Below are 12,845 nucleotides of genomic sequence, written 5' to 3'. Positions count from 1 at the left end.
AAAACAAGAAGTCTATAAAGCCATCAGTAATCCAAAAGCTTTAGAAGAAATTGCTTTTAGTAATCGATGAAAAACTTTTCATATGATGATATTTTCTCTAAAAAAGTTTGTCCTAAACTAGTATTTTAAAAACTTATTAGGGTGATAATTGTGATTGATTAAAAAGAGATTTGCTGCCATTTTAAATCTCATAATTAATTAAACTCACAATGAAAAAACACATTTTATTTTTGGGTGTTGCTGCGATTCTTTTTTCTGCTTGCAACAACAAATCAAATTCAGCGGGGAATTCAAGTTCAGAAATTACACATCCTAAAGCTCCAAAAGCCGAAGGTTCTCCACGAATATTATTTATAGGAAACAGCCACACAGAATATTTTGTAAGCGCTCCAATTTTATTTGATGAAATTTGTAAAGCCAATAATCAACCCATGAATATTGATCAATTAGTTACAATGGGAGTTTCTATTGACAAAATTTATGACGATCATAAAACTGAAGCTGAAGAGAATTTTGCTAAGACAGATAAAGATGGTAATTATTACGATTATGTAATCATTCAGGAGTCAACACCTGTTGCGCTTGCAGAACCAGATAAATACGCAGCTAATGTTAAAATGATTGTAGATAAAATTCGCAAAAACAGTCCTGACGTTGCCATTTATATTTACGAAGGAATGTCTCCATTACCTTTTACAGAATCTGAATACAAAGAGTATTATGATGAAATGCGCAAAAATGCTATTTCAATTACAGAAGCTACAAAAAACGCAGGATTATTAAGAGTTGGTGACGCTGTTAATGATGCATACAATGGAAAAAATGATTATAAATATTTAGTTGCAAATAAAGATAATTTACGTTTTGGAGAAAACACACTTCATCTTTTAAACGATGGCGGATTTCTTCAGGCAGTTTTACTTTATTCTACCATTTTTGATAAAAAACCTGCAATCCCGAAAGAGCTTACTTTAAGTACTGGAACAGGAGATAATGACGATATGAAAAAACAAGAAGTGAGTAAAGCTATCAGTAATCCAAAAGCTTTAGAAGAAATTGCTTTTAGTAATCGTTAAAAAATAGCGCAACAAAAAACTCAAAATCATCTTATATTTTTATGAGATGATTTTTTTATTTAAGGTCAATAAAAGAAGGAATGAATCCATATTGAAAATAAATTATCAAGCAAGTGTTATTTATCAAACAAATTGTTTACCCTCTCAGAATATTTTTATGGCTTTATTTTTGAATAAGTAGTATTTTTGAAACTTAATAATCCCCAACAAATGAAAAAGATTTTATTATTAGCCGTTACATTTTCTCTTACGTCTTGTGCGCAGGTACAACAGACCTTAAATCAATTACCTCAAATATCATCCCAGATTCCTGGAGTTGGTGGTGTAGACATTGCTTCGGGTCTAAAAGAAGCTTTAAACAAAGGAATTACCCTACAAGTAAGTAAATTAACTGCAGTAGATGGCTTTTATAAAAATGAAGCTGTAAAAATTTTAATGCCGCAAGAATTACAAAAAGTAGATGCTACTCTAAGAAAAGTAGGTTTAAGCTCTCTTGCAGATGAAGGAATAAAAATGCTGAACCGTGCTGCAGAAGATGCAGTGAAAGAAGCTACGCCAATATTTGTTTCGGCAGTAAAAAATATGTCTTTTACAGACGCTAAAAATATTTTACTAGGAAACGACAGCGCTGCTACAAGCTATTTGCAAGGAAGTACAACTTCTGCTTTATATGGAAAATTTAATCCTGTGATTAAAAGTTCTTTCGAAAAAGTAGGCGCTGATGTTGTTTGGACAAAAATCATAAACAAATACAACACGATTCCATTAGTTAAAAAAGTAAATCCAGATTTGACTGACTATACAACAACTCAAGCTTTATCTGGAGTTTTTAAAATGATTGCTGTAGAAGAAAAAGAAATCCGTAATAATATAAGTGCAAGAACAACTCCTTTATTAAAAAGTGTATTTGCAATGCAGGACGGAAAATAATTTTTTCTGAAGTTACAAAGATTCAAAGGCACAAAGATACAAAGCAGCCTTTGCAACTTTGGACCTTTGCAACTTGTCACTAACCAAAATTAAATACCAAAATGCAAAAAATAACAATACTCATTCATTGTGGAGATCAAAAGAATATTATCGCCTCTGTGACTACTTTTATTGCTAAAGTAGAAGGAAATATTACCTATATTGATCAGCATGTTGATGTAGAGCAAAATGTATTTTTTATGCGATTGGAATGTGAATTTACCAATCCGCAAATTACTATTGAAAGTTTAAAAGAAGATTTTGATAAAACTCTCGCTGTCAAATTTAATATGTCTTGGGATTTGTACAGCCAGGAGCAAAAACCTAAAATGGCTTTGTTTGTTTCTAAATATGATCATTGTTTATTTGATATTTTAGGTCGTTACAGTGCTGGAGAACTAAATGTCGAAATTCCGCTTATCATTAGTAATCATAATGATTTAAGGTCAATTGCCGAACGTTTTGATATTCCGTTTCACTATGTGCCTTTTACCAAAGAGAATAAAGAAGAAGGTGAAGCAAGACAAATTGAGCTATTAAAGAGATATGAAATCAATTTTATTGTTTTGGCCCGTTACATGCAAATTGTCACTCCAAAATTGATTGCGCTTTACGAAAATAAAATTATCAATATTCATCATTCGTTTTTACCTGCTTTTCCAGGAGCGAAACCGTATCATTCAGCATTTAAACGCGGTGTAAAAATTATTGGTGCAACAAGTCACTATGTTACAGAAGAACTAGACGAAGGTCCGATTATTGAACAAGATATTGCGAGAGTTTCTCACATTCATTCGGTAGAAGATTTTATCATGAAAGGACGCGATCTAGAAAGAATTGTTTTAGCAAGGGCAATTAAATTGCATGCAGAAAGAAAAACAATGGTTTACAGCAATAAAACAGTAGTTTTTTCTTAGGCATGAAATTCTGAGATTTAATAAAACAAAATAAAAACCCGACAGTTTATAACGCTGTCGGGTTTTATGTTTTTAATAACTCTTCATCTTTTAAAAACAACCTCAAGAAACCTCATTGTATGTATTTTGGCAGGTTGAAAAACAGCTTTTTACAAGCAGTTGTTAATTTTACTTTAAATGTATTTTTCTGATTTCTAATATTTTATCATTATATTAAATCAAAACCAACTGAATTAATAAACAAATTTGATAGTTATTATATTTTAATAATTAAAAATTATTTTATGCTGCAGAAAGCTCAAAACAATGATTTTATAAATCTTAACTTATGCTCAACAAAGTAATAACAAAACCTTAACAGCATAAGATTGATATATGTCGGACATTTGTAATGTAATAAACTGGTTATTTATTATTTTGGTTTTGGTTAGTTAAATGATGCCGGCGTCTTCGAGATGCCGGCATTCTTTTTTTATAGATTTTCGTTACAGGTTACTTATACTTTGAGCATAATTTCTACCGCAAAGAACGCAAAGGTTTTTTCGCAAAGTTCGCAAAGCTATAATACAAACCTTTGTAAACTTTATGTTTTCTATAAACCTTGCATAAAAAGAATCTTTGCGTTCTTTGCATTAAAATCACGATCCATCAAAAAACTGCAAAGCTAATTCTTCAACCTTTCGTGTAGTAATTTGAAATAAGCAAAAGCCTTAAATAATCGGCTTCCGTGCCAAGAGAACATTTCGCCGTCGACGAAAATAGTTTTAGCGTGATGCGTAAATCTTCCAATTTCAAAAGCATCCTCTTCTTTAAAAGGATACGGCTCTGAAGAAAGGAAAACAATATCTGGATCTCCTTCTAAACGCATCTTCTTTAATTCAATTTCTGGATAACGTCCTTTATCTTCGTATATGTTTGTAAAATGATTCAGTTTTAATAATTCATTTATATAAGTATCGTTTCCAGCAACCATATATGGATTTTTCCAAATGAAATAAGCTGCTTTTTTAGACGGGATGTCTTTTATATAATTCTTGAAATCGCTTAAAGCAAAAGTCAGTTTATCATTCCATTTTTGGGCCTCGGTTCTACAATTAAATAATTGCCCGAAATCTGAAATCATTTGAAAGTTATCTTCAATAGTAATAATATTCGTAACCCAAACCGGACAAATTTCCTGTAACTGATTTACAATTTCTTCTGTGTTTTCTTCTTTATTGCAAATGATAATATCAGGCTGTAAAAGCTTTATTTTCTCGAAGTGAATTTTCTTTGTCCCACCAACAATCTTTTTAGTCGACTTAAAATGAAACGGATGTACACAAAACTTCGTAATTCCGATAATTTTATGTTCTAAACCTAGATCGTATAATAATTCGGTTTGAGAAGGAACTAAAGAAATTATACGCTTGGGATCTGATTCAAAAGAATGTAAAGTGCCCAGCTGGTCTTTAAGTTGTTTCATGTTTCAAGTTTTATTTGTTTGAAGTTAATTGGATCGTGGTTTTAACGCAAAGGTTTTACATTTAATAGGTTTTGTATAAAAACGCAAAGTTCGCAAAGCTTTGTAAATAAAGCGTTGCGACTTTGCGATAAAATTATGTTCAAAGTAATAAACTTGAAACCTTAAACCTGAAACTTTGTATTAATAATTCCTTCCATTTCCTGCTGTACTTTCAAAGCTTCTTCCCTAGCCTTTTCAGCAAAGTCAGTTCCGTTTGAAGCGTAAATAATTGCTCTTGCAGAATTTACCAAAAGACCAATTTTATCATTCATTCCGTATTTGCAAACTTCTGACAAACTTCCGCCTTGAGCGCCAATTCCAGGAACTAGTAAAAAGCTGTCTGGAACAATTTTTCTAATTTCTGTAAAATATTCTGCTTTTGTTGCGCCTACAACATACATTAAGTTTTCGCTGTTTTTCCACATTTTAGAAGTTTCCAAAACTTGTTTGTACAATTCTTTTCCGTTTGTGGTTAAAGTCTGAAAATCGAAAGCACCTTCATTTGATGTTAAAGCTAACATTATAGTGTGCTTGTTTTCGAAAGCCAAAAAAGGTTCAACAGAATCTTTTCCCATATATGGCGCAACGGTTACACTATCAAAATTTAAATCTTCAAAAAAAGCTTTTGCATACATACTCGAAGTATTCCCGATATCTCCGCGTTTCGCATCGGCAATCGTAAATATTTCAGGATAATTTTCGTTGATGTAATTAATTGTTTTCTGCAAAGACATCCATCCTTTTATTCCATATGCTTCAAAAAATGCTGTATTTGGCTTATAACCAACAGTTAAATCGTGTGTAGCATCGATTATCGCTTTATTAAATTCAAAAATAGGATCTTCTGTTTCTAATAAATGCTGCGGTAATTTTGCTAGGTCTGGATCTAAACCAACGCATAAAAATGATTTTTTCTGAAGAATTTGTTCGTGTAGTTGTTGTGTAGTCATATTGTATTTTGCTAGTGCGGCAAAATTACAAATAATATAATTGGTTTACCAAATTAGCTACGACATTGAATTCCTGTAACATCTCGCAAAAATTGTGTAAGAAAAAACAAGTTCTGGAAAAGTATCTTTGGAAGAAACCTTTAATACATACAAGTATGAGCCCAAATATCGGAATATCACCTAAAAATTTAAAAAAAAGCGCCACTATATTAGCCACGATTTTATCAAACGAAATGACACTGTATGTAAAAACTAGAAAATTTCACTGGAACATTTCTGGAAACAGCTTCATGGAATTACATAAGTTGTTTGAAGATCAGTACCGAATTTTAGAAGCTAACATTGATGAAGTTGCAGAACGCATCAGCCAGCTTGGAGAAAAAACAATTGGTACTATGAAAGAGTTTATTGAAAATTCTACTTTAAAGGAATCACCAAAAGAATATGCCTCTCAAAAACATATGTTATCTGAACTATTAGAAAACCATGAGCAGCTGGTAACAGAATTTAGAGATTATATTCCCGTTTTTGAAAATGAAACAAATGATGCAGGTTCTGCAGATTTTGTAACGGGACTTTTGCAAGAGCACGAAAAAATGGCTTGGATCTTGAGGAGGTATCAGGTTTAATTGTTAATTGTTAATTCTAATTTTTTAATTTTTAATTTTTAATTTTTAATTCTAGTTATAATTAAAATTTAAGTTATTCAAATTATTAAATTGGGATGAAAATTATACAACAGTCTTAAAAATTAATGTAACGCAAATCTCTTTTAGAAGTTGCAACTTTACATTATTAATAATTTCAAACAAAAGACACCATGAATACTACCGAGATAAAAGGAAACTGGAATGAGTTAAAAGGAAAATTAAAGCAAAAATATGCTGAATTAACAGATGACGATTTGATGTTTGCTGAAGGAAAAGAAGACGAAATGTACGGAAGACTTCAGCAAAAATTAGGAAAAACGAAAGAAGAATTCCATCAAATGCTGTCTGATTTGTAAATCCTTGCAACTCAATCAGGAAATACCGTCTAGTAAAAAATATTAGACGGTATTTTTTTGAAAATTTTATTTTAAAATGCATTCAACTTGTAATTCTAAGCTATTTTTACGCAAAAACACCAAATAAATTAAGTATCTTTAACCAAATTTCCATAAAATGAAACTATTTATAAAGTTTGACATTAACACGATTTGCTCTCTTTATTTAAAACAAAACCTGGAACAAAATAATATTAATTTTACAACTCTGGGATTTGGAGAAATTGAGATTGAAGATAATCTTGATGCCGAAGCACTAGAGAATTTAAAAAATAAATTAACTCCGTGCGGTTTTGAAGTAGTTGAAAATCAAAAAAGTGTATTAGTCCAAAAAATAAAAGACGCGATTATCGAGCTTGTTTTTATGGATGACAGTAATAATTATAAAAGTTCTGTGTTTTTAGCAGAGAAGCTAAATCATAGTTACGGCTATTTATCAAATGTTTTCTCAGAAGTGACATACTCTTCTATTGAAAACTTTATTATTTTACAAAAAATCGAAAGAGCAAAACAGTTGATAATTATCAACGAAATGAGTTTGACAGAAATAGCTTTTTTACTAAATTACTCCAGTGTTGCGCACTTGAGTACGCAGTTTAAAAACACAACTGGAATTACTCCATCTGCTTTTCAGAGAATTATTAAGAAACGAAGAGAAAATTTAAAATAAAAACCCAAATACCACGATCAAATGCAGAAAAACGCATTACACATTTTACTAGCTGATGATGATGAAGATGACCGTCTTTTTTTTAAAGATGCTTTTGAGGAAATCAAAATACAAACGAATGTAAGTTTCGTTCATGACGGAATGCAGCTGATGGATCATTTAATGAACACAGACAATAAACTTCCAGATATTTTGTTTCTAGATTTGAACATGCCGAAAAAAACAGGTAAAGAATGTTTAATTGAAATCAAAAAAACAGATCGTCTAAAAGATATAATCATTGCTATTTACTCAACATCTTCTTCTGAAGAAGATATCGAAGATACATTTATTCAAGGCGCAAATATTTACATTAAAAAACCGAGCGATTTCAATACGCTTAAAAAAATAATTAATGAAGTCGTGACCGTAAACTGGCATTATCATACTTCAGGTTTAAACCGTGATAATTTCTTGCTGCGACTAAAATAAGAGCATACTATAATGAAGTGGATACCAAATTTTAATTCTTCAAACTCTTTGAGAGTTATTTTTGTAATCGCAGTTTTCATCCTGTTATTTCTTTCTTCAATTGCTTACAAACATAATCAAGACTTGAACGAATCAAGTAAATTGGTTATGCATACTTACGAAATTAACATCCAGCTAGAGCGTTTAATGTCGGCTATTAAAGATGCAGAAACGGGCCAGCGAGGGTATATCATCACTCGCAATGCCCGTTTTTTAACCCCTTACATTTATTCGCGCGATAAAGTGAATACTTCTTTTATCACTTTAAAAAAACTAACTGCCGATAATCCGCAGCAACAGCGCAATCTTCAAAAACTTTTTAAACTCATTACCCAGCGATTTATTTCTTTTGAAAACTGTTTAAAATACAGCGATCCTAAAACATATGATAAAAGAAAATTAGACAATCATATGTTTGGCGGAAGAATCTTGATGGAAAACATTCGTTTTAAAGTAGATGAAATGAATGATATCGAAAAGACTTTTCTAAAAAAAAGACTTAAAATTTACGATTCAGAAATTTCATTAAGTCCTCTTTTTTCGATTTCCTTATTTTTAGCTGCATTGAGTTTCATTTTACTGGCTTACCGACAAATCAGCCGAGATTTTCAACGCCTAAAGATTTTCAACAAAAGACTTCTTATCTCAAATGGACTGATTGCAGAATCTGAAAGCATTGGTAATTTCAGTACTTGGCAATGGGATTTAGATGCCGATAAAATTGATTATTCAGACAATCAATATCGTTTGTTAGGTTTCGAACCAAAATCTTTTGTACCAAATAAAGCAACACTTTTAAAATTTGTTCATCCAGACGACAAAGAAACATTTGCTAAATATATGGATGGAGTTGTTGACAAAAAACAGCTTCCGTTTGTGTATTATAAAATTGTTCGATCAGATTATGAAGTTCGCTACTTCAAGACAACCGGTAAAATTGTAACTGACCAGCAAGGAAGTAAAATTTTACTTGGAATTAATTTCGATATTACTGATGAACATTTATTAAATATAGAACTTCAAGAACGAAATAAAGAATTAGAAAAAAGCAATAAAGAACTGGCTTCTTTTAATCATGTGGCAAGTCACGACTTACAGGAACCGCTTCGAAAAATCCAAACTTTTATTTCTAGAGTTTCTGATGCTGATAAGGATATAATGTCTGAAAGTGCTAAAAATTATATTTATAAAATCGAAAGCTCAGCAAAAAGAATGCGCGTTTTAATTGACGATCTTCTTTTATTTTCGAGAACGAATACAACCAAAAAGGAGTTTATTAAAATGAATTTGAATGAACTGCTGGATAATGCCGAATCTGAATTGGCTGAAATTATTGAAGAAAAGAAAGCAGTTATTCAAAGTAATAAACTTCCTAAGCTGGCTGTAATTCCTTATCAAATTGAACAATTGTTTATTAATTTAATTGGAAACTCATTAAAGTACAGCCGACCAAATGTTGAACCTGTAATTTCTATTTCAAGCGAAAAAGTAAGCTCATCTGATTATCCTGAAATACTGGAACAATCTGTAAAGAAATTTCATAAAATATCTTTTACAGATAACGGAATGGGATTTGATCCGCAGTTTAAAGAAACGATTTTTATTCTTTTTCAGCGTCTGCATTCTAAAACAGATTATCCTGGAACCGGAATCGGGTTAGCCATCTGTAAAAAAATTGTAGAGAACCATAAAGGACATATTATTGCCGACAGCACTATAGGCGAAGGATCTGTTTTTACTGTTTTTCTTCCAGACTAAAAATATAAAATTTGCAGTTTTCTTATACAATTATATAGGGCAATTAATAGCTACAAAACCTAATCTCAAGAACTGGCTGCGCAATTATACAATTGTAAGAAAAAAAATCAACGGTTTTAAGTAAAATAAAAAAAGAAATCATAGAAAATTCTGTGATTTCTTTTTTTTTTGCATTCTAGCAAACCCAACTAATCACCTGAATTTTAAAGGTTAAACTATAAAAATAATTCTACTATGGGAATTATATAAAGTTTCTTTTTTATGCTGTAAAGTAAAATGTTTCATTCGTTAGCATCTTTGTAATGTAATACTTTAAGAAGTGATAATGAAAGCAAAATCCCCCTTAAAAGCTTCAATTTTTAAAGTGTTTTTCTTACTGGTACTATTATTATGCATCACGTCTTGCAGAAAAATAAATCCGATAGAAAACACTTTTAAGAACCAAGCTTTAGCAATAACAGAAAGAGAAGAAACAGAAGCTTATTTCTTTATTTCAACGGCAAATGCTAGTAAGTCAATTATTTCTAAAAGTCAAATTGCACAACAAAAAAGTTCAGACACCATAGTTCAGGAATTGAGTAAGAGAATAGAAATTCATGAAAATCAAATCCTGGGCGAAATAACAAAAATGGCAACATTAAAGCTCATTGTTATTACTGAAATTAATGCCACACACAAAAGAGACCTGTACAACCTCATAGATGCAAATGGCAGTGAATTTAACGATGTTTATTTAAGCGCAATGAAAGATGCTTTAAGCGGCCAGATTAAGTTATTTGAAACTATATCTAGAGAAACAAAAGATAAAGAAATTCTAGAATTAGTATCAAGGTATTTACCTGAACAATATAAACTCTTAAGGGAAACCGAAAGAATAACAATACAAAACGTATAAGAGCCTATTTATCTATCAATTAACTAAATTTTTTAACTATGAAAATGCAAACAAATTTTTTATGCGCCTTAACACTTTTTTTATCAGCTTCATTTGGAATGCTGCACGCTCAAGACAATAATGTAAATACCGAGTTCGGTGTAAAAGGAGGATTCAACATGTCTAACCTTTATGGCAGTGGAGATGATGTAGATGACAATAATATTTTATACGGTTTTAACGCCGGGGTTTATGCTACACTTCCTATTTCAGATTTTGTAGCGATTCAGCCAGAGCTTTTGTTTACTACAAAAGGTGCTGAATTTGAATACAACAATGCTTTTGCAAGCGGGAATACAAAATTCAAATTAAATTATATTGAACTTCCGCTTTTAGTTAGAGTAAATATTACAAAAAACTTTAATGTACATGCGGGTGGTTATGCTTCTTACTTAGTAAGTTCTAAAGTAACAGGAGACGGATCTTTTGATTTTGACCAAGAAATTGACAGAGATGATTTAAACAAATTTGATGCAGGTATTGCTGCAGGTGTTGGAGTTGATTTTGATCCTATCAGCATTGGAGTTCGTTACAATTATGGTTTAACAACTGTAGGTAAAGAAAGAACTGTTGCAGGAACAACTTACACAATTCCAGATGCAAAAAACAGCAATTTGACATTATACCTTTCGTATAAGTTAAATTAAGAGAACTAATTATAAACCACTAAAATAAAAAGCCATGTCAAATTTATTATATACAATCGCAGTGATTCTGGTAATTCTTTGGGCTTTAGGGTTCTTTGTTTACAGTTTCGGAAGTATTATTCACATTCTGTTAGTTATTGCCATTATCGCAGTACTGCTAAGACTTATTAAAGGTCGAGAAATTTAAATTAAATATTAAATCAACAAATTTTAAATATTAATCCATTAAATCAATTATTATGAAAACTAGTAGCACAATTTTAGGAATTTTAGGAGCCGCAGCGGCGGGAGCGTTTATAGGAGTATTGTTTGCACCAGATAAAGGTTCAAATACAAGAAAAAAAATCAAAGATAAATCGAAAGATTACGGAGATAACCTTAAAACAAAATTTGATGGTATTGTAAGTACTATTACTTCAAACGGTAAAGATATTATCGAAGAAGGAAAATCTAAACTTAATCAAGTGAAAGATGATTTCAATTCTATCAAAGATGAAGCTAAAACTGTAAAAACAAACTATTAATATAATAGCTATTAATAAGTGAATTTTTCAAACCATAAAACCCTATATCATGGAACCAAATGCAACAACAAACGAGAACTTAAATCTATATGAAAAAGCTGAAAACTATGCTAAAACAAGTTTAGAATTATTAAAACTAAAAACAGTATGTTCAGTTGCCGACGGTGTTTCATCGCTAGCATCTAAGATAGCAATCGGGATTGTTGTTGCATTTTTTACTTTGTTCCTTAATATAGGGATTAGTTTATGGGTTGGACAACTGCTTGGAGAATATTATTATGGATTTTTTATCATGGCACTTTTTTACTTAATTGTTGCTGTTGTTATTGTAAAATCACATCATAAATTGATAAAAACACCTATTGGAAATACTATTATTTCAAGTATTTTAAAAGAAACAAAGAATTAAGATTTAATTAATTAATAATTATAAAAGACTAATCTATGGAGGCTATATACACTATTGATCAATTAAATCAAAAAATTCAAGAATTAGAAGTCCGTCAAGATTCAGAATGGTGCGCCATCAAAGATCATATCGAGGATGTCAAAGAGAATTTGAAACCAATAAATTTAATTAGAAATACTGTTGAAGAAATTAACGAAACAGTTGGTTTTAAAAGTCACATGGCACAGTCTGCAATTAGTATTGGAATTGGATATCTGGCAAAAAGATTCATCGTCGGAAAAGGCGATTCAATGTTCAAAGGAGTATTAGGATCACTTGTACAGCTTATCGTAACCAATCTGGTTTCTAAACCACATCACGATCATGAATCAGACGAATTTTCAAGTGAAACTTCAGAAGAAGAATCATCACAATATGAACCATCCAGAGAGTAATTGTCAAACTTAAATTTTATATTATGGAAAAGTTAAGCGAAATAGTATTAAAAAATGGTGTATACGTTTACTCTAATCTATATAAATGTTTTGAATATACGAGAGTATTTCTAGGTATCTAACTTTCATCATACGCTTATTGGGGAAAGCGGTTGATGAAGATAAGACCTTCACTATATTTTTTAGAGGTTCTGAGGTGCTAAGATTCTAAGTTATTAAGGTTTTTTATTTCGATAATCGAAATTTTGTAAAGTCTTTATAAATAATAGAAACTTAAATCTCAACCTTAACAAAAGAGACTGTTTACATTAGTAAGCAGTCTCTTTTACTTTATAGAATGAGCCAACGAAAAAAGCGTTGACAATATTCAAAAACAAAAAAATTGAAGTTTAATAAATTTAAAATTAATTAAACTTCAAAATAAAAAAAGCCGAACAAAGTTCGGCTTAAATTTTATATATAAGTTCAAGAAAAAACCTCTGAACCCTTGTACCTCTG

16 protein-coding genes are annotated in these 12,845 nt (G+C 30.8%); 14 read left to right on the top strand and 2 right to left on the bottom strand.

The window, feature by feature from the left end; genetic code table 11:
• The first annotated feature begins 209 nt into the window (after positions 1–209).
• From EDB96_RS10960 to purU, 3 genes are all read left to right on the top strand, one after another.
• Entirely contained in the window at positions 210–1,076 is an 867-nt protein-coding gene (locus EDB96_RS10960; RefSeq protein WP_134140763.1) for a hypothetical protein, read from the top strand.
• Positions 1,077–1,286: 210 nt separating this feature from the next.
• Positions 1,287–2,006 carry a DUF4197 domain-containing protein gene (locus EDB96_RS10955; RefSeq protein ID WP_134140762.1) on the top strand — a complete coding sequence of 240 codons (720 nt, stop codon included), beginning with the start codon at positions 1,287–1,289 and terminating at the stop codon, positions 2,004–2,006.
• A 101-nt stretch (positions 2,007–2,107) separates the two neighbouring features.
• The gene (gene purU, locus EDB96_RS10950) at positions 2,108–2,962 is read left to right on the top strand and encodes a formyltetrahydrofolate deformylase (protein ID WP_134140761.1); all 855 of its coding nucleotides are present in this window, start codon (positions 2,108–2,110) and stop codon (positions 2,960–2,962) included.
• 664 nt (positions 2,963–3,626) lie between these two features.
• Here purU and EDB96_RS10945 read toward each other — a convergent pair.
• Together EDB96_RS10945 and pyrF are read right to left on the bottom strand one after the other, a co-directional pair.
• The gene (locus EDB96_RS10945) at positions 3,627–4,427 is read right to left on the bottom strand and encodes an ABC transporter substrate-binding protein (RefSeq protein ID WP_134140759.1); all 801 of its coding nucleotides are present in this window, start codon (positions 4,425–4,427) and stop codon (positions 3,627–3,629) included.
• Between the two features lie 161 nt (positions 4,428–4,588).
• On the bottom strand, positions 4,589–5,416 hold the full coding sequence (pyrF, locus tag EDB96_RS10940; RefSeq protein WP_134140758.1) for an orotidine-5'-phosphate decarboxylase: 828 nt from the start codon (positions 5,414–5,416) through the stop codon (positions 4,589–4,591).
• Positions 5,417–5,571: 155 nt separating this feature from the next.
• Between pyrF and EDB96_RS10935 the strand changes: the two genes are divergently transcribed.
• The 11 genes from EDB96_RS10935 (at position 5,572) to EDB96_RS10885 (ending at position 12,347) form a co-directional block, all read left to right on the top strand.
• Positions 5,572–6,045, top strand: a complete 474-nt coding sequence (locus tag EDB96_RS10935; RefSeq protein WP_057118978.1) for a Dps family protein — start codon at positions 5,572–5,574, stop codon at positions 6,043–6,045.
• Between the two features lie 191 nt (positions 6,046–6,236).
• Positions 6,237–6,422, top strand: a complete 186-nt coding sequence (locus EDB96_RS10930) for a CsbD family protein (RefSeq protein WP_057118980.1) — start codon at positions 6,237–6,239, stop codon at positions 6,420–6,422.
• Between the two features lie 157 nt (positions 6,423–6,579).
• Positions 6,580–7,131, top strand: coding sequence for a helix-turn-helix domain-containing protein (locus tag EDB96_RS10925; RefSeq protein WP_057118982.1), 552 nt, complete (start codon positions 6,580–6,582; stop codon positions 7,129–7,131).
• A gap of 21 nt (positions 7,132–7,152) precedes the next feature.
• Positions 7,153–7,602, top strand: a complete 450-nt coding sequence (locus EDB96_RS10920) for a response regulator (protein WP_057118985.1) — start codon at positions 7,153–7,155, stop codon at positions 7,600–7,602.
• A 12-nt stretch (positions 7,603–7,614) separates the two neighbouring features.
• Entirely contained in the window at positions 7,615–9,399 is a 1,785-nt protein-coding gene (locus EDB96_RS10915; RefSeq protein ID WP_134140757.1) for a CHASE3 domain-containing protein, read from the top strand.
• Between the two features lie 325 nt (positions 9,400–9,724).
• Positions 9,725–10,294, top strand: coding sequence for a DUF4142 domain-containing protein (locus EDB96_RS10910; protein WP_057118990.1), 570 nt, complete (start codon positions 9,725–9,727; stop codon positions 10,292–10,294).
• A 38-nt stretch (positions 10,295–10,332) separates the two neighbouring features.
• Positions 10,333–10,980, top strand: a complete 648-nt coding sequence (locus EDB96_RS10905; protein ID WP_057118993.1) for a porin family protein — start codon at positions 10,333–10,335, stop codon at positions 10,978–10,980.
• A 34-nt stretch (positions 10,981–11,014) separates the two neighbouring features.
• Positions 11,015–11,167, top strand: coding sequence for a lmo0937 family membrane protein (locus EDB96_RS10900; RefSeq protein WP_109192514.1), 153 nt, complete (start codon positions 11,015–11,017; stop codon positions 11,165–11,167).
• 52 nt (positions 11,168–11,219) lie between these two features.
• Positions 11,220–11,504 (top strand): YtxH domain-containing protein, encoded by a 285-nt coding sequence (locus tag EDB96_RS10895; protein WP_057118996.1) that lies wholly within the window; start codon positions 11,220–11,222, stop codon positions 11,502–11,504.
• A gap of 49 nt (positions 11,505–11,553) precedes the next feature.
• On the top strand, positions 11,554–11,913 hold the full coding sequence (locus EDB96_RS10890) for a hypothetical protein (protein WP_134140755.1): 360 nt from the start codon (positions 11,554–11,556) through the stop codon (positions 11,911–11,913).
• A 35-nt stretch (positions 11,914–11,948) separates the two neighbouring features.
• On the top strand, positions 11,949–12,347 hold the full coding sequence (locus tag EDB96_RS10885) for a hypothetical protein (RefSeq protein ID WP_057118999.1): 399 nt from the start codon (positions 11,949–11,951) through the stop codon (positions 12,345–12,347).
• Positions 12,348–12,845: the final 498 nt, after the last annotated feature.

The sequence above is a fragment of the Flavobacterium sp. S87F.05.LMB.W.Kidney.N genome (assembly GCF_004366435.1).
GTDB lineage: Bacteria > Bacteroidota > Bacteroidia > Flavobacteriales > Flavobacteriaceae > Flavobacterium.
This window is presented reverse-complemented; position numbering and strand designations above follow the sequence as displayed.